Source organism: Paenibacillus sp. FSL R5-0517, assembly GCF_037974355.1.
Lineage (GTDB): Bacteria > Bacillota > Bacilli > Paenibacillales > Paenibacillaceae > Paenibacillus.
Map to the genome: position 1 here is coordinate 4,107,650 of NZ_CP150235.1, position 26,998 is coordinate 4,134,647.

The following is a 26,998-nucleotide window of genomic DNA, read 5'->3' on the forward strand; positions in this document are numbered from 1 at the left end:
AATGTCCCCCTAAATAGCTACATCACTCGTTTAAATAATTTTTCCAGATCATACGTTGAAAATGAAACCACAATCGGCCGCCCATGTGGACAGGTGTAGGGCTGACGACATGAACCCAGACGCTGAATCAGCACTTCTGCTTCCTGATCCGTCAGCTTCTGATTGGCTTTGATGGACGCCTTGCAGGAACACATGATGGATGCAGCTTCTCGCATCTTGGCCACATCTATGCTGCGTTCGCTTAGAACCCATTCGGACATCTCTTCGATAATGTCCTTCTCATCCCCTTTGGGGAACCAGAATGGATGGGAACGAACACGGAACGTCTGTCCACCAAAATGCTCCAAATATACACCGGCCTGCTCGAACCAGGCCAGCCTTGTTTTCAGCTTTTCCGTCTCCGAAGGTGTGAATTCCAAGGTAATCGGCAGCAGTAACTCTTGTGAGGCCTGAGCAGGATTACCGAATTTCTCGTAATAATATTCATAATTCACACGTTCATGAGCGGCGTGCTGGTCAATCAAATATAAACCTTGGTCATTTTGCGCGATTAAATACGTACCATGATGCTGTCCAATGAGGCTCAGCTCCGGAAATGCCGGCATGGATGCATCCGATTTAATGGCAGCAGCAAGTTTAGTGGCATCAGGCAAACCTGAAGTTTTCCACGTCCGTTCAGTTCTCGCACTCGAAGACGGATTGTAGGGTGAACGTGCTTCCCTAACCGGCAAAGTTACGGGATCGGACTGGTAGGTAGTCGGTTTGCCATCAGTCAGCGGTTTCTCTGCTGCTACACGATCTTGAGAAGAAAGATCAGACTTTGGAGAAGCTTCGGAAGAACTTGTACTTACCTCTTTAGTAGCTTCCTGCACGTTAGCATTTGTCTGCCCTCCATCATGACTCGACCCCTTCTGCAAAATATGCCCGTTCCAACTTTCTAACTGCTCAGGGGGGTGTGTAACCTCAGGTGGAGCTTCGGGCAGCGGCATTGTCTGTCCGTTTTCAGCTACCGGTTGTACTGCGGAAAGATCCGCCGGAGCATCCAGATCATCATCTTCCGTATTTAACTTTAACAATGCATTAGAAGGTTTCCCGAGTGGACCTTGTTGTCCATAGCCTTCTGCATCAGACTGGTCTTTCAGCGGACCACGCGGAAAGAGGAATTGTTCCTGGATAAAGGAACTATCATCTCCACGTCGAATCTGCTGCTTCTTGACCTGCGGAATCAATACTTCCTGCCGGAGGATCCCCCTCAACGTCGTCTCCACAAATTCATAGAGTTCTGGTTCCTTGCTAAAACGTACTTCCAACTTGGCCGGATGCACGTTCACATCCACAAGAGAGGGATGCATCTCCAACTGCACCACGACAAGCGGGAAGCGATTGATGGGCAGCAAGGTATGGTAGGATTTGAGAATCGCCTGATTGAGACCGTAATTGCGAACAAATCGCCCATTAACGATCGTCGACATACCACCACGATTCGCTCGTGTCCATTCTGGCAGGCTGATCAGCCCGCTCACCCGGTAATCCAGACTTTCACCCTGAATAGGAAGCATCGCTTTGGCAGCACTTGTCCCATAGATGGCTGCAACCACTTGCAGCAGATCGCCGTTACCCAGCGTCTGAAGCAACACATTCTCATTATGGCGCAATCTGAACGAAATGTTTGGATGCGACATCGCCATTCGGTATAGAACATCAGATATATGTCCGAGTTCCGTCTGGATCGTTTTCATATATTTGAGTCTGGCTGGTGTATTGTAAAAAAGTTCTTTCACTACAAAATCTGTACCTTGGGGCGAGGTTGCATCTTCATGAGAGACAAGGTTCCCGCCTTCAATTACAATGCGGCGCCCCCGCCCGTCATTGTTACTTGCCGATAACACCTCTACCTTGGAGACTGCGGCAATACTCGCCAGGGCTTCCCCGCGAAATCCAAGACTTGTGATCTGGAACAGATCTCGTCCATGGGCTATTTTGCTGGTTGCATGACGATAAAAGGCCGTTTCCATATCCTCTGGCTCGATACCTGACCCATTGTCTTTGACACGAATACTGAGGAGTCCGCCCTCTTCCACCGTCACCTCAATCTTGGTGGCGCCTGCATCCACCGAGTTTTCAAGCAACTCCTTGACGACTGAAGCAGGTCGTTCGACCACCTCACCAGCCGCAATCTGGTTGGCAATATGTTCATCTAGCACATGTATTTTCGCCACAGGTTTTCCCCTCCCTTATATTCAGGATAATTGCTGTGCCTTCAATTTGAGATCATTTAATATCTGCATCGCCTGAAGAGGCGTCATGTTCATGACATCGATATCTTTCATCGTCCGTATGAATTCTCGCGCTGGCTTATCTTCCACTACAACTACATCCGTTTTCGTTGCCACGTTCGGCTCATCATCCCCAAAGATGGACAGTTGAACCACATCCGAATGGCTTGCGTTGGACTGTGCTTTGCTGTTTGATTTCTTGGTATGCTGCTTCCCAGCCCCGGTTGAATCTTCAATAGGAGATGTGTAATCTGCACTTTCCGCAGTATCATGCTCCCGGAGTATAGAAGCTGAATCCGTGTGTTGGAGCTCTCCATCTTTTAATCTCAAGCCTGCTTCCTGCTTCTCGTTGCCGATGTATTCACTACCCACCGCTACTTGCGCAGCCGCATGTTCGAATCCATGCAACAGTCCATTCGCCCGCTCAATAATGCTATCAGGCAGACCTGCAAGGCGTGCACAATAGATACCATAACTGCTGCTGGCTGCTCCGGCAATCAATTTGCGCAGGAAATTAACCTTGTCACCGCTCTCCTGTACCGCCATTGAGTAGTTAGCCAGCTTGTCCAGACTCTCCTCCAGATGAGCAAGCTCATGGAAATGTGTGGATACGAGGGCTTTACAGCCGATGATATCATGTACATATTCAATAACAGACTGAGCAATAGCCATGCCTTCACTGGTTGATGTTCCCCGTCCCAATTCATCGATTATAATCAGACTGCGTGGTGTTGCTTTGTCCGTCATGACCTGAATGTCAGCCATCTCCACCATGAATGTGCTTTGACCACCAATGAGATCATCCGCTGCACCAATTCGTGTGAAAATGCGATCCATGATCGGCACCTCCGCTTGACACGCAGGCACAAAACAACCCACTTGCGCCAAAATGGAAATTAAAGCGACTTGTCGCATATAGGTGCTCTTACCAGCCATATTCGGTCCAGTAATCAGCAGAATACGGGCCTCTTCCTTGGTCATTGCCGTGTGATTGGCAATAAATGCACCATCTCGCATGACCGCCTCGACCACCGGATGGCGTCCTTCTTCCACAACCAGATCATAACCGTCGGTCAGCGTAGGCCGTACGAAGTTTCGCTCAGCACTAATCACAGCAAAAGATTGATACACATCAATTTCGGCTACCTGTTCAGCCAGCTTTTGCAATCTTGCAATCTCTTTGTTCAGCCGCTCGCGCAGTTCTGCGAACAGTCCATACTCAATATCAACCATTTTGTCCTGAGCTTCGAGAATAAGCGTCTCTTTTTCCTTCAACTCCGGCGTAATGTAACGTTCTGCATTGGCAAGTGTCTGTTTACGTTCATAACGTCCCTCCGGCAGTGAGGACAGATTGGACTTGGTGATCTCGATATAATAACCAAACACTTTGTTATATCCAATCTTCAGCGATCGAATGCCTGTCGCCTCACGCTCTCGCGCTTCAAGCTCCGCAATCCACTGTTTCCCGTTAACCGAAGCCTCACGCAATTCATCCAGACGTTCATGGTACCCTTCACGAATCAGGCCTCCGTCCCTTACGGATACAGGCGGCTCGTCCACAATGGCTTGCCCGATCGCTTCACGCAGATCATTGCAATCATCCATCGTTTCGGCAATATGCTGAAGTGTTGCGGAAGATGATCCTGAGCAATGCTGACGAAGTCCTGGAATTTTCTCCAGTGATGATTTGAGCGCATTCAGGTCACGACCATTGGCATTACCAAACGCAATCCGGCCAACCAAGCGCTCCAGATCATAGATATCTTTGAGTTCTGCCCGCAGGTCCTCACGCAATATAAACTGGTTGTACAACGTATCCACTGCTTCAAGACGCTCATTAATCTTCCCTTTTTGCAATAATGGCTTATCGACCCAGCGACGCAGCATTCTTGCACCCATGGACGTCTCGGTCCGATCAAGCAACCAGAGTAATGAACCTTTTTTGGAGCGTTCACGCACGGTTTCAACCAATTCCAGGTTCCGGCGGGTAAACGGGTCCAAGATCATATAATGATCTGGCTCATACGTTGAGATTTGGGTTAATTGTCCCAGAGAGCGTTTCTGTGTCTCACTCAGATAGGAGAAAAGACGTGCAATGCACGCTTGACGTTCAGGTTCTAATCTTGCCCACACAGCCTCACCAAACTGCTGACGAACCAGATCTTCCTTATTCTTTGTCCACGCCGTGTAGACCACAGGGCGACCGATTGGAGATGCCTCGGCTTCTACCGTTTCAAGCAGCGCTGCATCCCCCACCAGCTCCGATGGTTCGTAGATGCCGATTTCGTCTTTAAGCCATTCCTTGGAATAGGGTACGGATGTCACATACAACTCACCCGTTGACAGATCACAGGCTGCGAGCGCGAGCGTATTTTGATTACCAGTAAGACACACCATGTAGTTGTTGGATTTGTCCCCTAGTGTTTTGCCTTCCATTACCGTTCCGGGTGTAACCACACGAACAATTTCACGTCGTACCATGCCTTTGGTTACACTCGCATCTTCCATCTGTTCACATATCGCAACTTTATAGCCTTTTTCAATCAGACGCTGTATGTAATTGTCAGCCGAATGATAAGGTACGCCGCACATCGGAATTTTGTCATCCGTGCCTCCGTTACGTGCAGTCAGCGTGATCTCAAGTTCACGGGCAGCATTAATCGCATCCTCGAAGAACATTTCATAGAAGTCGCCCAGTCTAAAAAATAGAAAAGCATCTTGTGCTTCGGCCTTCACTTGCAAATATTGTTGAATCATTGGCGTATACTGAGCCATGATGAATATCCTCCATCCCGTTCCTATAATGTCAGGAAGAAACGCGTCTTGGAAGGACAATAAGACGGTCAGGCACCGTGTTTGCGCCTCCGCCTTATGTTTTGGCTATTCGCCACTTCCTTCAAAGGTTGCTGCTCCATATCTTCCGTAATTACTACTTATAAAAGACTTGTTTCTTATTATATCAAAAAAACGTCCGTTCTTCATGAACCTGCCCGAATATTCCAGAGTTTACGGATATCCCGGCTCTCATCCCAGGTTCTTCCCAATTTTAATTGAAGGAGTAATGGAGACGCATACCGTTCATAACGTGCATATCCCTCCAATCTCTTCAGATCATCTGCCAGAGCTGGAATGTGTTCCTTGATCACTTCACGCTTTCCTTCATAAAAAGCGGTATGAACCTCCGCTTTCTCCAACGGACGCCGCAGTAATTGAGTATACCCGCTAGCGATTAAACCTGCCAATGCCACAACGCCCTTTGCAACAAGGGGTGACACAAGAAAGCTGGGTAACGTACGATACTCAAACCCACCGTAGGATTTCAGGCGAAAATCACCAAGCGCTCCATAACGTGGACGTCTTCCCGATCCACGCGGGTCCTGAAGAAACGCCAGTGGCAATGCCAGATAATTGTCCAGTGTGCGGAGCAGTTCCCCGGTAAGGTTCACGCCGCTAAAATGAATATGACCACCAAGAGGTAACCCCCGCTGTGGCATCCCCCCTGCCTGCCAGATGAGCGAGTGATCGCTTATGCTGCGGGAAGCTGCTGCAAATGCCCTCATCAGATGAGCCAGTAGCTCTCTTGGTTCGGAGCTGGGAGCGGGCCGTAATTCAGCAACCGGGTAGATGCGTCGGCCACCAATCGTCACGGAATCACAGCCTGCCATTCCGGTACGTTCCAGAAATCTGGAGGCGGGGACGATTTTGGATTCCGGCATCTGTACCAGAAGAAACTCAGGGTCCATGCCAAGTATGGGAATAGGTCTGCGACGCTGCTCCTCATCCAGCAGTTCCTGATGCTGCTTCCAGCTTTCCCTGTAGATTGCAGCAAGGTTCGTCACCCCTTTCCACGGACTCGGATCGATCGAAATGACTGCACAACCACCATTCCCTGAGGATTCCATTCGAACGGCTCCATGATCCAGTCCCAGTGTGTACAGCGTTTTGATCGCAAGTCGTTCTATGCGCTTAAACAAGGTTGAACTCGTTTCACGCTCCAACAGCGTTTCCTGCGCCCCTCCCATGCCACTCGTATCCTTGCGTTTGATCCGGATCGCCTGCAGACAACTTATCTCTACATCATAGCGTACACGCAAGCCTGGTTCTCGTTTGCGCCGATCGCGCAGTGACAATACTTCAATGCCTGCCTGTTTCAACCGTTCTGTACGTTCTCCGGAGGTCATCCTTTCATATCGGCGTAATGCCTCCTCCGCTTGTTCCATCACATTCATGACGTCTCCCCCTACCCGATCATGCAACAAAATAAAAATAACCCCGCAATGCGGAGCCTTCCCGTGAAAGGTATTCCATGCGCATTGCGAGGCTCGTTACCACCCATTTTTCAATATTTAAGAAGAAAGAGGGCTTACGCCCTCTTCACCGCGCCTTCTGGCGCATATGATACCTTAGGTTATCAAATACTTGAGTCAATCTCACAGCTCATCGTCGAGCAGGTCGGGATCGAGATCGTCATAATCTCCATCACCACTGCCAAATTCATAATCCTTGTCTTCGTAATCACCGCAACCATCTGTGCAGACCTTCACACAAACTTTGGTTTCGGCAACGAGTTCTACAGCGAATTCCCGTTCTACCCGGATAATTACACTGCTTCCACCCGCCGATACTGTGGCTTCCACACAGCTAGGTTCCTGCGTTGCATCCGCAGATACCTCCACTGTGGAAGTCCGGTGTTTCGGGTCCAGATAGGACAAAGGCACATGTTCTACATACGACACCGTTTCTTTGGCTACATCCGTCTGCGAATTCTTGTCATAGGAATACCAAATGTTGATATCGTAAGTACCAATAACTTCAATTCCGTCACCCGCTGATACGGCTTCATATTGGTGGTTGATAATCCAAGCCCCCAAAATACTTGTCGGACCATTTGGCGGAGTCACGGTATGTGTTACGGTAGAGAACTTACGACCTTTGCCGCAGATCGCCTTCGTGATAATCTCTCTACATTGATGTTTATGACTCAATGACATCTTTAAACCTCCTCCATACAATCATTCACTACAAGTGTATGCAGGGCATTCGTCTAGGGTGACAACTATTTTCTATTATTCGTTTGTAGATTGGGACCGGTCCGATATTGGGGACGGTGCTTTGTCCTTCTTCGCGACTTTCAGATACAGCGCGAGTTCACGGCACAACTGGAGAATTGCGGAACGAATCTCGAATTCTTCCCTTGTATCCGGCAGCTCCATACGTTTGAATTCTTCTTGCACATTCGCAAGAAGTTTTTCAGTTCGTCCGGTGTAGGATTCAGTAAGTACATCCTGACTGAGCTGATCGAACAGTTCCGAGACCATTTCCGCGTGTGGCATCTTCTGATAGATCTGGGACACCAGATGCATCATGTGCTGGATGGAGTCGAGCTGCGTTTTGCGCATATAGAAGTAGACACTCCATTCCTCATTCGGATGAATCACCTGATTCTCCAGAGAACGCTTGGCTGCATCAATACCACCCAGAATCGCTTTATCTGCTTCAATCAGTTCTCTACCCGCCCATGCTTCATTGGGATTACGCAGCGTCGCCGCGAATTCTTTGAAAATCTTCGAAAAGAGTTCATCGATCCGTTTACGAATGCGCAGCATCTGTGGATCTGCTGCTGGCATATAGGCCAGGTTAACCGCCATTGCGGAACCAAGACCAATCAGTAACAAAGCAATTTGTACGAGGACAACATTCACGTCCATCTCTCCGCCGCTGAACACGCGAAACACAACGACTGAACCTGTTACAATACCTTCCTTGAAGCCCACCCGGACAATAACCGGGAATGCGATCAATATGTATACGGCCAGTACCCAGTAATGGAATCCTAGAAAGTGAAAAAGTACACTTGCAAATAGAAGTCCAACGACTGAAGCAAAGAACCTCGCCGATATGGTGCGAATACTTCGTTTTCTCGTTACATCCACCCCAAGAATGGCAAGCAATCCTGCTGAGGTTGGTCCTGGCAAGCCGCACCAGTCCGCAATCAACACAGCCATTAATGCGGCGATTGCGGTTTTAATTACCCTAAAACCCATTTAACATTCCATCTCCTCTAAGCTGTAAAAAATTGTTAGCCAGCTCGTCGCCTCATTCATTTATCATGACTAGTATGTCTCGTCCAAGTGTAAACTAGACGACATCAACCGACATGCGCATGCATGCCGGTCACAGCAATACGCCCCGAATGAGGGACGCTGGCAAGTTAAATCGTTGCGACAGAACCTCAAGGCCCTCTTCTCCAATCATCGCATTCATTCCGGATCAGCGCGGAATATTCATACTAAATATGGTACTTGATTTTACGGTATCGGGCAACGTGACACCCCTTGTGAAATTGTATACATATATAAACGTTCATCAAACGAACAAAACATAGCCACATTATCTGCGCCCAGCCAGCAATTTGCGCTCTGCATAGACAACAAGTTGATACATGGCCGTTGCAACTGCTGCAATAATTAACAGACTTGATAACACAAGCGTGAAGTTGAATACCTGGAATCCATAGATAATGAGATAACCAAGCCCTTGTTTGGCGACCAAAAACTCCCCTACAATTACACCCACCCAGGCCATGCCTACATTCACTTTCAAGGTGGATACAATCGCCGGAAAAGAAGCTGGCAATACAACTTTCGTAAAAATCTCGGAACGGTCTCCACCAAACGTACGAATCACTTTAATATAATTGGGATCCACTTCATTAAAGCTGTTATACACCACCAGTGTTGTAATAATGACGGTGATGGACAACGTGGTCATGACAATGGCTGTAAAACCTGCGCCGAACATAACGATAAAGATTGGGCCGAGTGCTACCTTTGGCATACTATTGAACACAACCATATAGGGGTCCAGCACTTTGGACAAAAAAGGAGACCACCAAATTAAAACCGCAAGCAAAGTTCCAACGAGTGTCCCCAGTAAAAAACCAACGGCCGTTTCCCCTACGGTTACCCCAACATGCGCCCATAATTCGCCACTAGCGATATCCTTGCCAATCTGTGCAAATATCTTGCTTGGATAACTGAATAACAGTACATCGATCCAACGGAGCCTGCCCGCCACTTCCCATAACAAGAACATACATACGAGCATAGATAACTGTACGGCAAGAACTTGATGTCGCCATCTGGCCACCTGCTGAATATGATCCCGATGCAGCTGTCCCATCCATTCGTCACGCTTTTCCTGCTTCGGATTCGTTTGATTCACGCGTCTTTCTCACCTCCCCCGGGCTGATCCAGTTCACTCCATAATGCCTGAAACAATGCATTGAACCCTTCTTGCTCCCTGGCATGGAATGGCTGAGCCTTCCGAATTTCATCGGGAATGATAAATTCACGACGAATGCGCCCAGGATTGCGATCAAGTACAATGACGCGATCACTGACTGCAATGGCTTCAGACAAATCATGGGTGACGAGTACAGAGGTTTTGCCAAACTGTTTTAACGTGTCCGAGACCAGATCTTCCAATTGCAACTTGGTTTGATAATCGAGTGCCGAGAATGGTTCATCCAACAATAAAATTCCCGGGTCGGTTGCCAGCGTGCGCACCAGAGCCACCCGCTGTCTCATGCCCCCTGAAAGCTCTGAAGGGTACTGATTCTCTGTTCCGGCCAAGCCCATACTGATCAGCAGTTCCCGTACACGCTCACGACTCCGTACATCCAATCTGCCTGTCAGTTCAAGACCAATCAATGCATTATCGAGAATGGTCCGCCATGGAAACAGATAGTCCTGTTGAAGCATATAACCAATCTGTGCGGAGGGACCGCCAACGAGTTTCCCCTTAACCTTAACCTCTCCTCGGGTGGGTGTGAGCAGCCCGGCGATGATCGACAACAATGTCGTTTTCCCGCATCCGCTCGGTCCAACGAGGCTGACGAACTCTCCTTTTTGGATCTCCAGACTCAAGTCTTCAATCACCAATGAAGCTTCCCGCTCGCTGACGTATACTTGAGAGATCCCCTCCAGTCGGATCACACTTTCGGATTCAGGCATTCTGCTCACTTCCTTTCCTGAATACCCATTACTTTGAATTTGCAGCTTCTTTCGCATAGACATTATCCACAATTGCATTCATATCCACGCGTTCTTTCAGCTCTCCGGCAGCACTCATAACATCAAGCAGATTGTTCCACTCTTCCTCATCAATGATCGGGTCCGTAGCGTAGCTGCCCTGTTCTTTATAACGGTTTACACTGCTGACCAGAATGGCTGGATCAATGTCTTTGAAGAAAGGAGTAATGACTTCTGCAACCTCTTCAGCCGTATGTGAATCTACCCACGCTTGTGCTTTGTGCAGACCGTACGTAAACTTTTGCACGATATCCTTGTTGTCGTTAATATAGCTCTGTTTCGTCATGAAAACCGTGTAGGGCAGATCACCACTTTCTGCTCCAAACGATGCTACAACCTTACCTCGACCTTCTTGTTCAAAGATCGATGCCTGGGGTTCAAATAGTTGAACATAATCTCCCGTGCCTGAGGCGAAAGCAGATGCAATGTTGGCAAAGTCCACATTCTGAATCAGCTCCAGATCACTCTGCGGATTAATGCCATGTTTGTTCAATGCGAACTCCCCTGCCATTTGCGGCATGCCGCCTTTGCGCTGTCCTAAAAATGTGGAATCCCTCAGTTGCTCCCAATCGAAGCTGCCTTCTGGGTTACGTGCGAACAGAAAAGTACCATCCGTCTGGGTGAGTTGAGCAAAGTTAATGACCGGATCTTCCGCTCCCTGCTGATAGACGTATATGGACGTTTCCGCTCCTACCAAGGCGATATCCACCGAACCTGCGAGTAATGCCGCCATTGTTTTGTCACCGCCAGCAGTCGTCTGAATATCCACCTCAAGTCCCTGCTCCTCAAAAAAGCCTTGAGCCACAGCCACATACTCCGGTGCGTAAAATACCGAACGAGTCACTTCGCCAATCGTAATTTTGGCTTCATTCTCTTCCTTATTACAGCTGGTAAGCGCCACAATGATAATCAGCAGGATAACGATGCCCCGGACGAACCATGGCGTGTATTTCATGTTGTTTCCCTCCTTCACAGGTTTGAGCAGTTTCTCTCTATTATGGATATGCTGCTGCCCAACAAAAGGTTAAGAACTTGAATGCAAAAAAAGAGCCGGGCAATGATGCCCGACTCTTCCGCTCTTCATAATGCTATTCAATACGTTATATATGTGATACCTACAACTTGTAGATCTCGGCGTATTTAGCTTCCAGGTAATCAGCAAGATAATCCGGGTTCAATTCTTCACCCGTTACGGCAACAATCAATTCAGAAGGTGTCCGACTTTTCCCATGCCGGTAGATCTTGTCTGTAAGCCATTCCTTAATCGGAATCAGATTACCTTCGGCAATGAGGGTATCAAACTCCGGCATTTCCTTACGCAATGTATGTAGAATTTGTGCTGCATACATATTGCCCAGAGAATACGAAGCAAAGTATCCAAAGTCGCCACCAGACCAGTGAACATCCTGCAGAACGCCCTCTCCATCATTCGTTGGCATAATACCAAGGTATTCCTTGTATTTCGCATTCCAGGTCTCTGGCAGATCCTTCACTTCCAAGCCATCGTTGAATAACATTTTTTCAATCTCATACCGGATAATAATGTGCAGATTATAGGTCAGTTCATCCGCTTCAATCCGAATGAGTGAACTCTCCACCCGGTTGATTGCACGATAGAAATCTTCCAGTTCAACTTCGCTCAGTTGCGGGAAATGCTGCTGCAAATCTTTGTAATAGCGTTCCCAGAATGGCAGGCTGCGACCAATCATGTTCTCCCAAAGACGGGACTGAGACTCATGAATTCCCATGGACGTTCCTTCAGCCAGAAGGGTACCCGCCAGACTGTCATCAATATTTTGCTCATACAGGGCATGTCCGCCCTCATGCAGTGAACTGAAGACTGCGCTTGCTACATCATCCTGCAGGTAATGTGTTGTGATCCGCACATCACCCGGGTTAAGCCCCGTTGCAAAAGGATGCACACTCTCGTCCAAGCGTCCAGCTTCAAAGTCATAGCCCATTTGTTCCAAGATGAACAGACTGAACTTCTCCTGCTGTTTGGTGTCAAACAACTGATTCAGGAACTCTGTATTGGGCTGGTTGTCAGAAGCATTAATTTTCTCTTGCAAAGGCACCAAACGTGCTTTGAGCCGAGCAAATACAGCATCCACTTTTTCAACGGTCAGATCCGGTTCGTACATATCAAGCAGCGTATCGTAACGCGTATCCTTTACACCCCAATAATCAATAAACTCTTGTTTGAGCTTAACGATATCTGTCAGATATGGGGAGAACCCTGCAAAATCACTGTTATGCTTGGCATCTTCCCAAGCAGTTTCGGATTTGGCCGTGAGTACGGTATAGGCTTGCACTTTCTCAGGTGGTACGGATTGACTGCGATCATACTCTTTCTTGCAATCTTCAACCAGACGACGATCTATATCTTCGAGTTGTTCCAATACTGCTGGAGTAGTCAATGCATCCAGGTAGGTTTTCATGTCAGCCGAGGTTTGCAGCTTGAATGCTTCGGTGGACAACATACCCAGCGTCTCTGAACGAGTCGGAACGCCTTTTTTGGGCGCACCTGTGCGCAGATCCCAGTGAAGCAAACCAATGGCTTCATGATAGCTCTTGATTTTACGAGCCAGATTACGGAAGGATTCCAAATGTTCCTGTGTTTGTTTATCCATTGTTATCGTTCACCTCTTCAAAAAAAGTTTACTCACCTATTGATGATACTTTTCCTATTGCGTATAATCAACTTTTAACAGAGGCAAATCGCATTATCCTCCTCAAGATACGTGTTCCAAAAGTCTGGTTTTCATTACCGAGAAGATAGAAATGAATTTCAACTTCGATGCTGATGATGCCCTTCGGGCATGATTTGTAATCAAAAGTGGACTTTTTGAACAACCTCTATAAGGTTGGAGTAATGCCATTTGCTGACCGTGATACATTATTAAAGCAAAAAGGCGCGTAGGACAAGCTGCATCAATTGCAAGTGGCCGTGCTCGTCGTATTGGATAACAGGAGGCAATGGACATGAATAACATTCAAGAGATTTTGGCTTACAACAAATCATTTGTCGAGACTAAAGAATACGAGAAGTATACGGCTAGCAAGTTTCCAACCAAAAAGATGGTCATCATCACTTGTATGGATACCCGTCTTGTAGAGCTGCTGCCGAAAGCGATGAATCTGAAAAATGGCGATGTAAAAATCATCAAAAACGCAGGTGCCATTATCTCTCAACCTTTTGGTAGTGTTATGCGTTCTGTATTGGTTGCTATCTATGAATTGGGCGCTGATGAGGTATTGGTGGTAGGTCATACAGAATGTGGTATGGCTTCCCTGCATGCTGAAACGATGATTGGTCACATGACAGAACGTGGAGTTTCAGAAGAGGTCATGTCTACGCTTGAAAATTCCGGCATTCGTCTGCAAAAGTGGCTGCGTGGGTTTGACAGTGTTGAAGAAGGGGTAAAAGGAACTGTGGAAGTGATCAAGAAGCATCCATTACTTCCTCCCAATGTACCCGTTCACGGCATGGTTATCGATTCTGCCACAGGTGAGCTTGATGTTGTCGCTGAAGGGTATGGACAACAGGCATCTCTCTAAATGGTTTGGAGTGCGGACCTTATGGTTCGCACTTTTTTTGTCTAAATTAAGGCGGTTGCTCGATCAGGTTGTCAAACCATACAGTTTCAGTGTACACTTTTATGAAAGCGGTCAAAGAAAGCAAAATCAATTGTTTTCTCTGACCCAGCCCTAATATTAAGGAGACATGTGCATGAACATACTTTCCTACGGATTACTCGGGCTGCTTACCCGCGAGGAGTCATCGGGCTATGATCTAATGCTGAAAATCCAGCCGCATTGGCAGGCAAAACACAGCCAGATCTACCCACTCCTGTCCAAAATGGAAAACGATGAGTTATTGGCCTCCCGCTGGGTACAACAGTCTGACAAACCGGATAAGAAAATGTACGCGGTTACGGAAAAAGGCATTGAAAAGCTATTGGAATGGATGATCACTCCGGTTACCGCACCGGTTACACGCGATGAATTTAATTTGCGTATTTTGTGTGTTGGCATAGCGGAAGACGGAAGCATGAGACGCATTCTGAATGAGCGTAAAAGCTGGTTTATGGAACGTATACGGTACTTCGAGGATCTGAAGTCACGTATACCTCTGGATAATCTTCGTGTAGGCAATCGAGATTTTGGAAGCTACATCCTGGTACAAAAAGGGTTAATGCATGCGCAAACAGGTCTGGAATGGTGTCATTGGGTTACCCAATTGCTTGATGGTCAAGCTGCAATTCAAGACCCCAGTCCAAGCGTTTCTGAAATTTAATAAAAATTTGAAACGTTCCTGTAGGTTAACCGTATTACTTGAGTAAGGTCCAATTATGGGCGAATCAAACAAATTAATCGGGGGGTTACGATCTTTACAATGAAGAAAAAATTCGGAGTTAAACATCTAATGATGGTATTTATGGCCTTTACATTATTATTCGCAACAGTGGGAGTAACAAATCCGGATTCTGCGGATGCAAGACGTGGTGGCGGATTCAAATCCGGTACAAAAAGTTATACCAACACACCTAAGAAATCCGACTCCAACAGCAACGTGAATCAATCCAATTCCGGTAATAACTCCGGTACTGGTGCAGCTGCAACTCGTGGTGGTGGATTCTTCGGCGGTGGCGGCGGATTCATGAAAGGCATGATGCTAGGTGGTCTTGCGGGTATGATGTTCGGCGGATTGTTCGGTGGCATGGGCGCTCTGGGTAACATCCTTGGATTGCTCGTGAACGTTGCAGCAATCATGTTGATTGTTATGCTGGCTATGGCACTCTTCAGAGCCATTACAAATCGTCGTAAACCTGCAGCGGATGGCCGTTATGACCGCCGCAATGATCGTGATGATGACCGTAACAGAAACGGACGGTACTAATCTCTATGGTTCTGAGCATGGATGAAATTGTGAATGCAATCTGTATTCATATGGCAGAACGTAAGGGTGTACGTCCAACCGATGTGAATGTAGAACTGAGCTGGGAAGAAGATACAGGTTATTCCGCTGAAGTTTGGATTCAAGGCCGTAGTCAATATCTGGTGGAGTCCAATATGATTGAAGCGATTCTTCGTTACCTGCACAGCGAATACAACATTCGGGCGTACCGTGAGAACGTACGACTTGATCTGGATGAAGAGATCACAGCGATTGTTAATCAATAAAATAGGTCAAGCAATGACCCGTGATACAAAAGACCGTCTCCGCTCTGTCGCCTGACAGAGATGGAAGACGGTCTTTTTGTTCCTGTATATGTGGCTCTCATTGTATCTCTATTGCAGTCTCTATACGTGTCTGTGTTACGTTCTACTTCTTGGAAACTACGATTGAAGTTTAACCAGACTGTAGTTCTTTTTACCTTTACGGATAATGATGAATTTACCGCCAATGGCATGCTCTGCAGACACCGTGAATTCAAGCTCCGTGATTTTCTCACCATTCATGGAAATCGCACCTTTGGTGACATCCTCACGCGCCTGGCGCTTGGATGGCTCCAGACCCAGATCCACGAGCCAGTCCACAATATTTTTGGCTTCGCCATCCGTTTCAAAGGTAGGCATTTCCTTGAAGCCCTGCTCGATTTCGTCTGCCGTCAGGGAACGGATATCACCACTGAACAGCGCCGCTGTAATACGTTTAGCCTGTTCAAGCATTTCTTCGCCGTGAACGAATTTTGTCATTTCTTCCGCAAGTGCTTTCTGTGCTTCGCGTCTGTGCGGCTCTGTCTCTACCTTTTCAGCCAAAGCTTCAATTTCTTCTTTGCCCAGGAAGGTAAAGTATTTCAAGTATTTGATCACATCACGGTCTTCTGTATTCGCCCAGAACTGGTAGAATTCAAATGGTGTTGTTTTGTTCGGATCAAGCCAGACTGAGCCGCCAGCTGTTTTACCAAACTTGGTTCCATCGGATTTGAGCATAAGTGGAATGGTCAGACCGTACGCCTTCGCTTCAGATCCTTCTTTTTTACGAATCAGATCAAGTCCACTTGTGATATTACCCCATTGATCGGAACCGCCGATTTGAAGCTGTACATCTTCGTTCTGGAACAGATGCAGGTAGTCGAGTGACTGAAGGATCTGGTAGGAAAACTCAGTGAACGAGATGCCGCCTTCCAGTCTGCTCGCGACGACATCTTTAGCCAGCATCGTGTTGAGGTTAAAGTTTTTGCCGTAGTCACGCAAAAATTCAATGACATTGATTTTGTGTGTCCAATCGTAGTTGTTCACCATGCGAACCTGATTATCCCCATCTGTTACAAACAACTTCTTCATCTGCGCTGTCAGTGCATCCACATTCTCCTGCACTTGCTCCATCGTTTGCAATGACCGCTCTGCCTGACGACCACTCGGATCACCAATCGTACCTGTTGCTCCACCAATCAAAATGACTGGACGATGTCCTGCCAGTTGAAAACGTTTCAGCATCATGAAGGGAATTAGATGTCCAATATGCATGCTATCTCCCGTTGGATCAACACCGCAGTACAAAGAAACGGACTTCGTTTCAGTCAATTCACGTAATCCCTCAGCATCCGTCTGCTGATTAATGGCGTCACGCCACTGTAGTTCATCAATAATATTCATTCGTATAACCCCTTTTCTATCCTCAAAATTCAGTCATGATCTACGTTAATTTACGAAATAACACGCTGGAACGGCTTTTTTGGACACAAAAAAATCGCCTCCTTGTCTTCATTAGACACAGGGACGATTATCATAACCGTGGTACCACCCAAATTGCATGGATAACACATAACCTTAACACGCTATCCATACCACTTTTGGCAATATATCGTTTGCCCATCCGCTTGGCATTACCCAAGTACTCCAGAGTGTAATTCGCAGCCCTTGTATGTATCAGGTTCCATCAACCCCTGACTTTCTGTAACAGGGACAAAGCCGCTACTGCGCTCTATCAACGTGATTCATGTATTCAATTTATAGCAAGTATAGCCGAACGTTTCGGTCATTGCAAGACCAAGTATGCAAACCTTAAACAGAACAACGGATGCTTAGTTAAAACCAGATGATATAATCATCATGTTCAATTTTCCTTGATAATAACCATAGGCTTTCTCCGCGATCTGATCCTCATTATTCCAAAATTGCTGATCCAGCGCATCTAACTGGTGCTCTTGTTCCTTTGTCAGTAGTTTAGGAATGTCCCATAGTCCAGTAAGCCTTTCACCCTCTTTCAGATGCTCAATGCAGCCGTATGCCGAGGTTATAATCTCCACTACTTGAGTCGCACCAATGTTATGTAATGCCCGTAACGCGTAACGGTATACTTCTTCCCCCCAGTTGCAGAAAAACTGTATAAAACCGCCATTAAAGACATCCGCCTCTAACAGCCATAAAGCAGCAATGTCCTGCTCGTTCGAATTCAACGAAGCCCATGCCTGTTCAGATTCATTCTTTTTTTCGACAAATAATACAGCATACTCATACCAAATATCATGGATATCTTGCTCACTCACGTAACACACCTCACTTTTCTTTATTCCAAACGCTCTAATTCCTGACGTTTACCCGTCTGATACCAATGTAAATACGGATCACCGATTTGCTGGAAAGCTTCATGAACACCCCTGTTCAGTTCCTTCATCACTTCATCTGTATAGTTCAAATGCGTCCGTTTATTATCGAAACCATGTCTTTCCAACAACCCTACATGCGTCGCGGTGAAAATAATATCCTCCAGCAGCCAATAGATGACTTCCTCCGGCTGTTTTACTCGTTTCTCTAACGAGACGAGACCACGTTCGTATATTCGAACGATATACGTATCTTTTCCACACTCCACATAGGGTACACCGTCCCATTTTGGTCTCATACAGGCGGTTAACATAGTTCTGCATCTGTTCCCTGCGGAAAGAAGTTCGCTCTAAAAGCTGTATAAGGATGTCTGCCAATTGTTGTTTGTTTAACATGTTGGACATGAATGCACCTGCCTATTTTAATAAAAAAAATGAAAAAGCTGCCAAAGGCAGCCTCTTCTTCCTTACTGTTCAATCAGGTCCCACAAAAAGTCTGGTACGAAGTATCGCATTGTGCAGGTAGTTCAGCATACTCAGCCTGTTCAGGTGAATGTGCGAACGGATCTGAAAGCACAGCCAAAAGCTTCTCCATCACGCTAAGATCCCCATGATTCTCTGCTCGCTCAAGGGCTTCCTCGACCCGATGATTACGGGGAATGACCGCTGGATTGCTCGTTCTCATCAACTGCGTAGAGACTTCCTTCCCACCTTGCTGTCTGTCCAATCTGGCTTGCCAACGCTCATGCCATTCAGCAAATTCTGACGTTCCAAACCAGGCTGTTCCTTCCAAAGTATCAAAAGTCAAAGCCAGGAACGTATTCGTGTAATCTGCACTATGCTTCTCCATAAGTTCAAGAAAATCCTTGACCAAGGCCTCATCTTCTGCCTCTTCATCCAACAAGCCCAGTTTGGAACGCATCCCCTTGAGCCAATGATCATGATACAATTCTGAAAATTGTGCGATGGCATCTTGCGCGAGTTGCACCGCCTGCTCTTCATCTTCGTGCAACAGCGGCAGAAGCGTCTCGGCAAATCGAGCCAAATTCCACCCGGCAATATACGGTTGATTGCCATAAGCATAGCGACCTTGTCTGTCAATGGAGCTAAATACGGTTGAAGGATTGTAAGCATCCATAAAGGCACATGGACCATAATCAATGGTCTCACCACTAATAGCCATGTTATCCGTATTCATCACGCCATGAATAAAACCAACTCGCTGCCACTGGGCAATGAGAGCCGCCTGCCGCTTAATGACTTCCTGAAGGAGCAGAAGATAACGATTTTCGGCTTGAGCAACCTCAGGAAAATGTCGATGCAACGTGTAATCAGCCAATGCCCGAAGATCTTCAATAGAACCCCATCTGGATGCGTACTGGAAGGTTGCTACTCGGATGTGACTGGAAGCCACACGAGTCAAAATAGCCCCAGGCCGCTCTGTTTCGCGAATAATGTTTTCTCCTGTTGCCACCACGGCCAAACTGCGAGTCGTTGGAATACCCAGTGCATGCATCGCTTCGCTAATGATATATTCACGCAACATGGGTCCAACAGCAGCTCGTCCATCCCCTCCACGGGAGTAGGGTGTTCTTCCTGAACCTTTCAGCTGGATATCCACTCGCTCGCCCTGTGGCGTAATCTGTTCTCCCAGCAGCAAAGCCCTTCCATCACCAAGCATGTTAAAATTGCCGAATTGATGTCCTGCGTACGCCTGCGCTAAAGGTTCAGCTCCTTCCGGAACCAGGTTACCTGCAAAAATTTGCGCTCCTTCATCACTGTCTAGTGACTCCACATCCAGTCCCAAACTGGAGGCAAGCAGTCTATTGAATATGATTAGCTTTGGTGATTCAACAGGCACTGCGCTCTGACTTGTAAAAAAAGGTTGTGGTAACTGCGCATAACTGTTGTCCAAATTCCATCCTTTGTTCAACGTTTCTTCTTGCATGGTGATCACAACTCCTTTTCTGTACCAAGGGATCATCCCCAGGTTATATTCTTGCCTTGTGAACCAATGCTCATTTATGTAGTCGCATGGAAATTCAATTCAAGAGGATGTTGACTTAAACGAACATCTAAAATGTTCTTGATGAAACTTTAGCATATTTGCATTCCTTTTGCATTCCTCATGAATAGTCACTTTGATAAGGGAACCACCATATCGTTGGTTTCGCACAAAAAAATCCAAGAAGTTCCTTGGGCAAGTGGAATCTTTCCCTTTCAATCCACTTTCCAGAAGATCCTTCTTGGATCTAGTACGTATACCCGATGACAAGTCTGTTATGGCAAGGATTACGTGTGTGCTTCCTGAGCCTGTACCTGTACAGGCAAGCTTTCTTTTTTGAAACCGAGGTTAAAGAAGATATTGAGCAGGATCGCTGACAGGCTTCCCGTGATAATACCATCACTAACAATAATCCGAATACTTTGAGGAAGCTCGGCGAATAGATCGGGTACAGCAGTAACACCAAGCCCAAGTGAGACGGAGCAAGCCACGATCAATAGATTGGATTGTTTGCCAAAGTCGACGTTTTGCAGCATTTTGATCCCGGATGAGACGACCATTCCGAACAGAACCACCGTCGCTCCTCCGAGGACAGCACTTGGAATAATGGTTGCAAAAGCAGCTACCTTCGGAATCAGTCCCAGAAAGACCAGAATGCCTCCGGCTGCAACAACGACATTGGTTGTTTTCACTTTGGAGAGCTGAACCAAACCAACATTCTGTGCAAAGGTATTGTATGGAAAAGCATTAAATATGCCGCCCAGGACAAACGCGAAACCTTCTGCGCGATATCCCCGTGCCAGATCTTTCTCGTTAATAGGTTGATCACAGATTTTGCTCAAAGCCATAAAAACACCTGTTGATTCAATGATGACAACCGTACCTACAATGATCATTGTAATAATGGGACCAATTTCGAAGGTAGGCCATCCGAAGTAAAAGGGTTGGGGTAAATGGAACCAGGAGGCTTCCTGTACAGCGGCAAAATTCACTTTTCCCATGAAAGCTGCAATGAGGGTCCCCACGATAATACCAAGGAGAACAGCCAGGGATTTAACAAAACCGCGAGCATATCGATTCAGAATCAGAATGAAAAGTAAAACACCAAATGAAAGAGCCAAATTGTCCAAACTTCCAAAATTCTCACTGTTTGCTCCACCCGCCATGTTTTTAATACCGGTTGGGATTAACGCAAGACCGATGATGGTTACCACTGTACCGATCACCACTGGTGGAAACAATTTGACGATTTTACTGAAGAACACGGCGAAGATGACGATAAATAAACCCGCTGCAATGATCGACCCATATATGGCAGGAATGCCGTATTGCGATCCAATCGCAATCATCGGTGTCACCGCGACAAAGGAACTGCCGAGCACTGCTGGCAAACCGATCCCCAAGTACTTGCCTTTCCGAGCCTGAAGCCATGTTGCAATCCCACACGTTAACAGGTCAATGGATACCAGATACGCCAACTGCTCTGCTGTCAGATTTAGCGCTCTGCCCACAAGCAAAGGTACCAGAATTGCTCCCGCATACATTGCGAGTACGTGCTGAATCCCCAGTGAAAAAACTCTCATCTTTTTGGTTTCTTTCATCCCACGTTGCCCCCCTGAAATTAGAATCAACCGAACCGCTGCAAAAATCATGTTATGTTGATTCACATTATATAAACTATTCAGGGAAGTTCCATGATTCGTAACATAGAATTGTGATCAGAGATAAAGAGCCCAACTAAAATTGGGCGTGTTATACAAAAGGTACTCTCATACCGATTATGTCGCGTTATATTAGTTGACACATGAGGTTGGATAGCCCTCTTTGACACCCGAAAAAAAGAGACATAAATGTGGAATTTAAATTCAGTGCTGCATGTTAATGCGTATTTCTCAACATCACTTGTTTCATATTCTTAGCTTGTCAGTTGAGAAGCTTGATGTTAAAATGTTGCTCCATTATCTCACCGTTCTGGTGAACCATTTCTGTAAAAAACACTTCTTCTCTGTTCATCAGAACAACGGATGAAGCTCTCGTCCCATAGTCATATTTCTCACTTCTGACGAAGATGGGAGAAAGCAAACGTTCCCACTCCAATGGAACACCTGTATGAGGCAGAAGTTCATCCACTGAAGGATCTGCCATTTGCAGCAAACCTAATATTTGTTCAGTGAGAGTATTCTCGTCTAAGTTCTCTCCATGGATGATTCTCTCCAGCCCTTCTTTCCCACGTTTCACCTTGGGCCAATCTGTATTAATCAAGTGATTACTAATCCCGTATATTCCCGGTTTCAACTTCATCACGACATTACCCACATTCGAATAATAATAGAGCCCATCGCGATCCCCCACTAACAGGTTGTAGCCAGGATAATCATTGCGACTTTGCTCTGCATGTAATACATATTGCTCAGGTGTGGAGGTTCCCTTTAAAAAGTCAGCAACCAGATCTCCTCTTGAGCCCTTGGCATGTACCTCTTCATTCGGATCACGATAATTCGTAACAGCAGCCAGACGCCCAGTTGTTGTTACGCCCATCCAGGTTCCCATTTTTGACAAGTCTCGCCCTGCCAATATCTGAGGGTAATCTTCCCAATAATGTGCTTGAGCCGTAGGTCTGTGATAGAATTCATCTCTATTTGATCCCAGTATAAGTGAATACTTTGGATGCATGTTGTAAGCAAATAAAATTAAACACATGGGAATCTTCAACTCCTATATTCGTTAAACCTCTAATTTCGCGCCTTTATATCGCATAATCAACTACAATGACATCTTCTACCCAACCATCGAGAGAGGCTACAAATGCCTGATGAGCAGGATGTGGACCATAGGCACGCAGTGCGTCCTGATCTTCAAACGTCACTCTCAACCCAATCGTATAACCTTGAATACGGTCCGTTTCTTCCGTTGCATTAATTCCTGCGGTCAGCGCGGCAATTCCCGGGATTAGTTCCTGTAATGCGAGCAATTGAGCCACCCATTCCTGCTGTTTGGCTAGCGTGGTTTTATCGTTAAATTTGAAAACAACCAAATGTTCAATCATCTTGTCACTTCTCCTTCGTCCATTCGAATAGTAAAGCGATTTCGTTAAATGAAGTTAATTCATGAAGTTAATTCAACAATTCCAATCCGCCCATCATATAAGGGACAACTCGCTGGGCCAAGTCAGTGGGAGATTCCTCTCTTCCATCCATATTCCATCGATACGTCATTCCATAGATCGACCAGCTTAGCATCGTTGCAGTTATTTTCAGCGTTTTGGGATCTACATCCTTCGCCGCTCTGCTCATTAATTCAAGCAAGAATAGCTCCAGCTGTGTCTTAATGTTTTCTTCAATTATCGGTGCAACCGTCTCATATTTCTTGATGCAGTCATTGCTTGAGACGTGATAATCACATAATGAAAATATAAGTTGCTCTATGGTTTCCGCTGATAACCGGGCATCCGGGTTCACCCTTTTCGTTACATATTCCATAAAAGCATCCGATAACAAGGCTTCAAGCAATGCATATTTATCCTGAAAATGAGCGTAAAAAGTGGCTCTGTTAATTGTGGCTTGTTCCGTAATTTTCTGAATCGTAATGCTGTTGAAATTTTTAAGATTCAACTGGTGCAGAAACGCATCAAGAATTAATTGCCGAGTGCGAACTACACGCGGATCGTTCGAGTTTGGAGACAATACACCAGACAAGTCCCAGTCCTCCTTTGTGCATAACATATTTGGCGAGACTCCTTTATTATAGATAAGTGCTATTGGTTCAACAAGTGAAAGCAAGTGCAAAGACGCCATACAATAATCCGTGTCTTTCGCTTAAGCAACAAAACAATCAAACTGTTGGTTGAGTAAGCTTGTAGGGATTGCTAACATTGCACTCGTACCCACTGAGAGGTACAACATTATGGAGGTGCATATGTTGAGTAATCCACAATATAACATTATTTCTACAGAGCGTTTGTTTCAACCATACACCGTTGCCAAGCTAACCCTGTCCTCGCGCATCGTCATGTCTCCCATGGCTCGAGCCTTCTCCCCGAATGGTGTCCCGGGCCCCGATGTAGCCGCATATTATCGTCGCCGTGCCGAGCATGGTGTTGGACTCATTATTACCGAAGGTGCGACCATTGATCATCCGTCTGCATCAAGTGAGCCTAGAATCCCTCATATGTACGGAGCAGCAGCTCTTCAAGGCTGGTCTGAAGTGGTCAAACAAGTTCATGAAGCTGGCAGCAAAATCTTCCCTCAGATTTTACACATGGGAATCGTTCGTCCTTCAGGATCTGACCCACACCCGGAAGCTGCATCACTCAGTCCATCGGGAATGGATATGGAGGGTAATCAAGTAGGTGCGCCCATGACGGAAGCAGAGATTGCAATGGTGATTCAAGCTTATGCTGATGCAGCCGTTAATGCGCAACGCATCGGTTTTGACGGAATTGAGCTTCACGGTGCACACGGATTTTTGATCGATCAGTTTTTCTGGAAAACGACGAATAGAAGGACCGACCGCTACGGTGGTGACCTTCGGAAACGAACTCAATTTGCGATTGAACTTGTCATGGCAGTTCGTGCTGCGGTAGGTCCTGATTTTCCTATTGCAATGCGGATTTCCCAATGGAAAATGAATGATTATCAAGCCCGACTGTTCGACACACCGGAACAACTGGAACAATTCCTTCGTTTGCTGGTTGAAGCAGGTGTAGATATCTTCCACTGCTCCACACGACGCTTCTGGGAACCCGAGTTTGAAGGATCTGATCTTGGATTTGCAGGGTGGGTGCGGAAGCTAAGTGGCCAAACCACGATAACGGTCGGTTCTGTAGGTATAGCAGATGAACCTGAAGCAGAAGACGATGAAGTCAAACATCCGGGGATGAGCGAACTTATGAAGCGATATGAGCAAAAGGAATTTGACCTAGTAGCTGTGGGACGCGCACTTCTTGGTGATCCGGCATGGGCTGCCAAAATACGCGAAGGCCGCGTCTCTGAGATTCAGACTTTTACACCTGAAGCACTGGCTACGCTACACTAAGAACAATGACTTATTGTTCCAGACATTTTTTCTCACATCATTTTTTCTCCCATATATGTAGGTTTGATCTCATGTATCCACTATAATATGCAAAGGGCTCGCTTTCCCTCCGGGATTGCGGGTGTTTTGTTATTGGAGATAACTGTACAATCAAACACTTGGAGCACATAGCAATATCGTTCAAGAAAATTCCTTCTTTGCAAACTATAATGACCTTAACATACAGAAAGAAGGTGCATCATGACTCGGGAAGTCCGGACTGTGGTATTTGATACCGACTTACAGCTAGAAGCTTATCAATTTGAAGGCATTATGCAGAAGTTTCCCAATCACTTTCATGACTATTACGTCATTGGTTTTATTGAGCAAGGCAAGCGTCACCTCGTCTGCAACAATGAAGAATACATTTTGAATAGCGGAGACATGATTGTCTTTAATCCACATGATCCTCATGCCTGCGAACAGGTCGATGGCAGAACACTCGATTATCGCTGTATCAACGTCCAGCCTGAGGTGATGCGAGAGTATGCGAGAGAGATTACCGGACAAGCTTACTTGCCACGGTTTACAACCCCCGTTCTCTACCAAAGTGAACTTGTGGGTTCCCTGCACGAGCTGCATCAGATGATTTTGGAGGAGCAATCGGATTTCTGCAAAGAAGAATTGTTACTCTTTCTGCTGGATCAATTGATGCGAGAATATTCAGATGCTGAACCGCCTGTTTCCACTCAGGATGTTACTATGGAGATCAGACGTATATGTGAGTACATCGAATCTCATTACATGGAGAGCATCTCATTAAACGAGTTAGCCGACTTGACGGAGATGAGCAAATATCACCTGCTGCGTTTGTTCACTCGTCAGAAAGGGATATCCCCTTACCGCTATCTGGAAACCATTCGTATTAATCATGCTAAACGGTTCCTGGAACAGGGCCAGCTTCCGATTGAAGTTGCTGCACAGACAGGATTTAGCGACCAGAGCCACTTCACGAATTTTTTCAAAAAACTGATTGGCCTGACGCCCAAGCAATACCGACGTATCTTCAATCATGATACCGAGCCGAAACGAACCACCCAGCACATCGTATGACGAGTCATCAGAACACCACGGTCTCTACTGGGCATTTACTCGCTTTGTTTACCATATTGATCTGGGGCACTACCTTTGTCTCGACGAAGGTTCTGCTGATTGACTTCACTCCAGTGGAAATTTTGTTTTTTCGCTTCCTGTTCGGGTATGTGGTACTCGTACTGATCTATCCGCGTTCACTGCGGACCGCCTCATTCAGAGAAGAATGCTTGTTTATCGGAGCAGGAATATGTGGAGTGACTCTATATTTTCTCATTGAAAATATTGCGCTGCTGTACACAACCGCTTCCAACGTGGGAGTTATTGTCTCCATTGCCCCGTTCTTCACTGCCGCACTCGCACATTTCTTCCTGGATGGTGAGAAGTTAACACGCCGCTTTCTTATCGGATTTGGGATTGCCTTGAGCGGCATTCTACTCATCGCACTGAATGGCAGTTTCGTACTGCAACTGAATCCGGCAGGTGATCTGCTTGCTTTCATAGCACCTGCGGTATGGGCGATTTATTCTGTATTAATGCGTAAAATTGGCCAGCTTCGCTTTCACACGATTGGTGCGACTCGCAAAGTATTTTTCTATGGCATGATCTTCATGCTGCCAGCTCTTTTCCTGTTTGAATTCCATCTGGAACTCGGGCGCTTCACGAGTATGACCAATCTTTCTAATTTACTTTACCTCGGTCTGGGTGCCTCCGCGCTGTGTTTCGTGACCTGGAACCAGGCTGTGAATCTTCTCGGAGCTATGAAAACAAGTGTATATATCTATCTGGTACCTGTCATTACTGTCGTGTCATCTGCACTCATTCTTCGGGAACAGATCACCTGGGTGATTGTAATTGGGGCGTTCTTAACCCTATTCGGCTCTTACATTTCAGAGCGCAAAGGACACAAGCTTAACAACAAAAACACTAATCCGCGTAGCGGTTAGTGTTTGCTTCATTTTTTAC

Annotated in this window: 24 protein-coding genes and 1 other annotated feature; of the genes, 7 read left to right on the forward strand and 17 right to left on the reverse strand. The window is 46.4% G+C overall.

What is annotated here, in order from left to right:
• Positions 1-17 precede the first annotated feature (17 nt).
• The 9 genes from mutL to MKX40_RS18195 form a co-directional block, all read right to left on the reverse strand.
• Entirely contained in the window at positions 18-2,219 is a 2,202-nt protein-coding gene (mutL, locus tag MKX40_RS18155; protein WP_339234686.1) for a DNA mismatch repair endonuclease MutL, read from the reverse strand.
• 21 nt (positions 2,220-2,240) lie between these two features.
• Positions 2,241-5,051, reverse strand: coding sequence for a DNA mismatch repair protein MutS (gene mutS, locus MKX40_RS18160; RefSeq protein WP_339234688.1), 2,811 nt, complete (start codon positions 5,049-5,051; stop codon positions 2,241-2,243).
• A 203-nt stretch (positions 5,052-5,254) separates the two neighbouring features.
• Positions 5,255-6,505 (reverse strand): hypothetical protein, encoded by a 1,251-nt coding sequence (locus MKX40_RS18165; protein ID WP_339234689.1) that lies wholly within the window; start codon positions 6,503-6,505, stop codon positions 5,255-5,257.
• A gap of 201 nt (positions 6,506-6,706) precedes the next feature.
• Positions 6,707-7,267, reverse strand: a complete 561-nt coding sequence (locus MKX40_RS18170; protein ID WP_339234691.1) for an outer spore coat protein CotE — start codon at positions 7,265-7,267, stop codon at positions 6,707-6,709.
• Positions 7,268-7,342: 75 nt separating this feature from the next.
• Positions 7,343-8,320, reverse strand: coding sequence for an aromatic acid exporter family protein (locus MKX40_RS18175; RefSeq protein ID WP_124116373.1), 978 nt, complete (start codon positions 8,318-8,320; stop codon positions 7,343-7,345).
• Positions 8,321-8,666: 346 nt separating this feature from the next.
• Complete coding sequence (locus MKX40_RS18180; protein WP_339243127.1) at positions 8,667-9,458, reverse strand: ABC transporter permease; 792 nt, start codon at positions 9,456-9,458, stop codon at positions 8,667-8,669.
• A gap of 38 nt (positions 9,459-9,496) precedes the next feature.
• Positions 9,497-10,291, reverse strand: a complete 795-nt coding sequence (locus MKX40_RS18185) for an ABC transporter ATP-binding protein (protein ID WP_339234693.1) — start codon at positions 10,289-10,291, stop codon at positions 9,497-9,499.
• A 28-nt stretch (positions 10,292-10,319) separates the two neighbouring features.
• Entirely contained in the window at positions 10,320-11,324 is a 1,005-nt protein-coding gene (locus MKX40_RS18190) for an ABC transporter substrate-binding protein (protein WP_339234694.1), read from the reverse strand.
• 160 nt (positions 11,325-11,484) lie between these two features.
• Positions 11,485-12,999 carry a carboxypeptidase M32 gene (locus MKX40_RS18195; RefSeq protein ID WP_339234696.1) on the reverse strand — a complete coding sequence of 505 codons (1,515 nt, stop codon included), beginning with the start codon at positions 12,997-12,999 and terminating at the stop codon, positions 11,485-11,487.
• Between the two features lie 352 nt (positions 13,000-13,351).
• On the opposite strand from MKX40_RS18195, the gene MKX40_RS18200 reads away from it, so the two are divergent.
• From MKX40_RS18200 to MKX40_RS18215, 4 genes are all read left to right on the forward strand, one after another.
• The gene (locus tag MKX40_RS18200) at positions 13,352-13,927 is read left to right on the forward strand and encodes a carbonic anhydrase (RefSeq protein ID WP_339234698.1); all 576 of its coding nucleotides are present in this window, start codon (positions 13,352-13,354) and stop codon (positions 13,925-13,927) included.
• Between the two features lie 172 nt (positions 13,928-14,099).
• Positions 14,100-14,666 (forward strand): PadR family transcriptional regulator, encoded by a 567-nt coding sequence (locus tag MKX40_RS18205; protein WP_253437997.1) that lies wholly within the window; start codon positions 14,100-14,102, stop codon positions 14,664-14,666.
• A gap of 99 nt (positions 14,667-14,765) precedes the next feature.
• Positions 14,766-15,269 (forward strand): hypothetical protein, encoded by a 504-nt coding sequence (locus MKX40_RS18210; RefSeq protein WP_339234702.1) that lies wholly within the window; start codon positions 14,766-14,768, stop codon positions 15,267-15,269.
• Positions 15,270-15,274: 5 nt separating this feature from the next.
• Positions 15,275-15,553, forward strand: a complete 279-nt coding sequence (locus MKX40_RS18215) for a YxcD family protein (protein WP_017687903.1) — start codon at positions 15,275-15,277, stop codon at positions 15,551-15,553.
• A 156-nt stretch (positions 15,554-15,709) separates the two neighbouring features.
• Here MKX40_RS18215 and tyrS read toward each other — a convergent pair whose 3' ends face one another.
• From tyrS to MKX40_RS18255, 8 genes are all read right to left on the reverse strand, one after another.
• Positions 15,710-16,972, reverse strand: coding sequence for a tyrosine--tRNA ligase (gene tyrS, locus MKX40_RS18220; RefSeq protein ID WP_339234704.1), 1,263 nt, complete (start codon positions 16,970-16,972; stop codon positions 15,710-15,712).
• Between the two features lie 116 nt (positions 16,973-17,088).
• Positions 17,089-17,316, reverse strand: a binding site (T-box leader).
• Between the two features lie 84 nt (positions 17,317-17,400).
• Positions 17,401-17,865 carry a DUF4375 domain-containing protein gene (locus MKX40_RS18225; protein WP_339234706.1) on the reverse strand — a complete coding sequence of 155 codons (465 nt, stop codon included), beginning with the start codon at positions 17,863-17,865 and terminating at the stop codon, positions 17,401-17,403.
• Between the two features lie 20 nt (positions 17,866-17,885).
• Positions 17,886-18,221, reverse strand: coding sequence for an Imm63 family immunity protein (locus MKX40_RS18230; protein WP_339234709.1), 336 nt, complete (start codon positions 18,219-18,221; stop codon positions 17,886-17,888).
• Between the two features lie 179 nt (positions 18,222-18,400).
• A complete protein-coding gene (locus tag MKX40_RS18235; protein WP_339234711.1) occupies positions 18,401-19,870 on the reverse strand; it encodes a YdiU family protein in 1,470 nt (489 codons plus the stop codon).
• Between the two features lie 344 nt (positions 19,871-20,214).
• Positions 20,215-21,528 (reverse strand): nucleobase:cation symporter-2 family protein, encoded by a 1,314-nt coding sequence (locus MKX40_RS18240; protein ID WP_339234713.1) that lies wholly within the window; start codon positions 21,526-21,528, stop codon positions 20,215-20,217.
• Positions 21,529-21,850: 322 nt separating this feature from the next.
• On the reverse strand, positions 21,851-22,627 hold the full coding sequence (locus MKX40_RS18245; RefSeq protein ID WP_339234716.1) for an NRDE family protein: 777 nt from the start codon (positions 22,625-22,627) through the stop codon (positions 21,851-21,853).
• 46 nt (positions 22,628-22,673) lie between these two features.
• Positions 22,674-22,973: a Dabb family protein gene (locus MKX40_RS18250; RefSeq protein ID WP_339234718.1), complete on the reverse strand. Its 300-nt coding sequence runs from the start codon at positions 22,971-22,973 to the stop codon at positions 22,674-22,676.
• A gap of 67 nt (positions 22,974-23,040) precedes the next feature.
• The gene (locus tag MKX40_RS18255; RefSeq protein ID WP_339234720.1) at positions 23,041-23,649 is read right to left on the reverse strand and encodes a TetR/AcrR family transcriptional regulator; all 609 of its coding nucleotides are present in this window, start codon (positions 23,647-23,649) and stop codon (positions 23,041-23,043) included.
• Between the two features lie 193 nt (positions 23,650-23,842).
• On the opposite strand from MKX40_RS18255, the gene MKX40_RS18260 reads away from it, so the two are divergent.
• The 3 genes from MKX40_RS18260 (at position 23,843) to MKX40_RS18270 (ending at position 26,979) form a co-directional block, all read left to right on the forward strand.
• Complete coding sequence (locus tag MKX40_RS18260) at positions 23,843-24,961, forward strand: NADH:flavin oxidoreductase (RefSeq protein ID WP_339234722.1); 1,119 nt, start codon at positions 23,843-23,845, stop codon at positions 24,959-24,961.
• A gap of 240 nt (positions 24,962-25,201) precedes the next feature.
• Positions 25,202-26,053, forward strand: coding sequence for an AraC family transcriptional regulator (locus MKX40_RS18265; protein WP_339234724.1), 852 nt, complete (start codon positions 25,202-25,204; stop codon positions 26,051-26,053).
• Positions 26,050-26,979 carry a DMT family transporter gene (locus MKX40_RS18270; protein WP_339234726.1) on the forward strand — a complete coding sequence of 310 codons (930 nt, stop codon included), beginning with the start codon at positions 26,050-26,052 and terminating at the stop codon, positions 26,977-26,979. The genes MKX40_RS18265 and MKX40_RS18270 overlap by 4 nt, the downstream gene beginning before the upstream one ends.
• Positions 26,980-26,998: the final 19 nt, after the last annotated feature.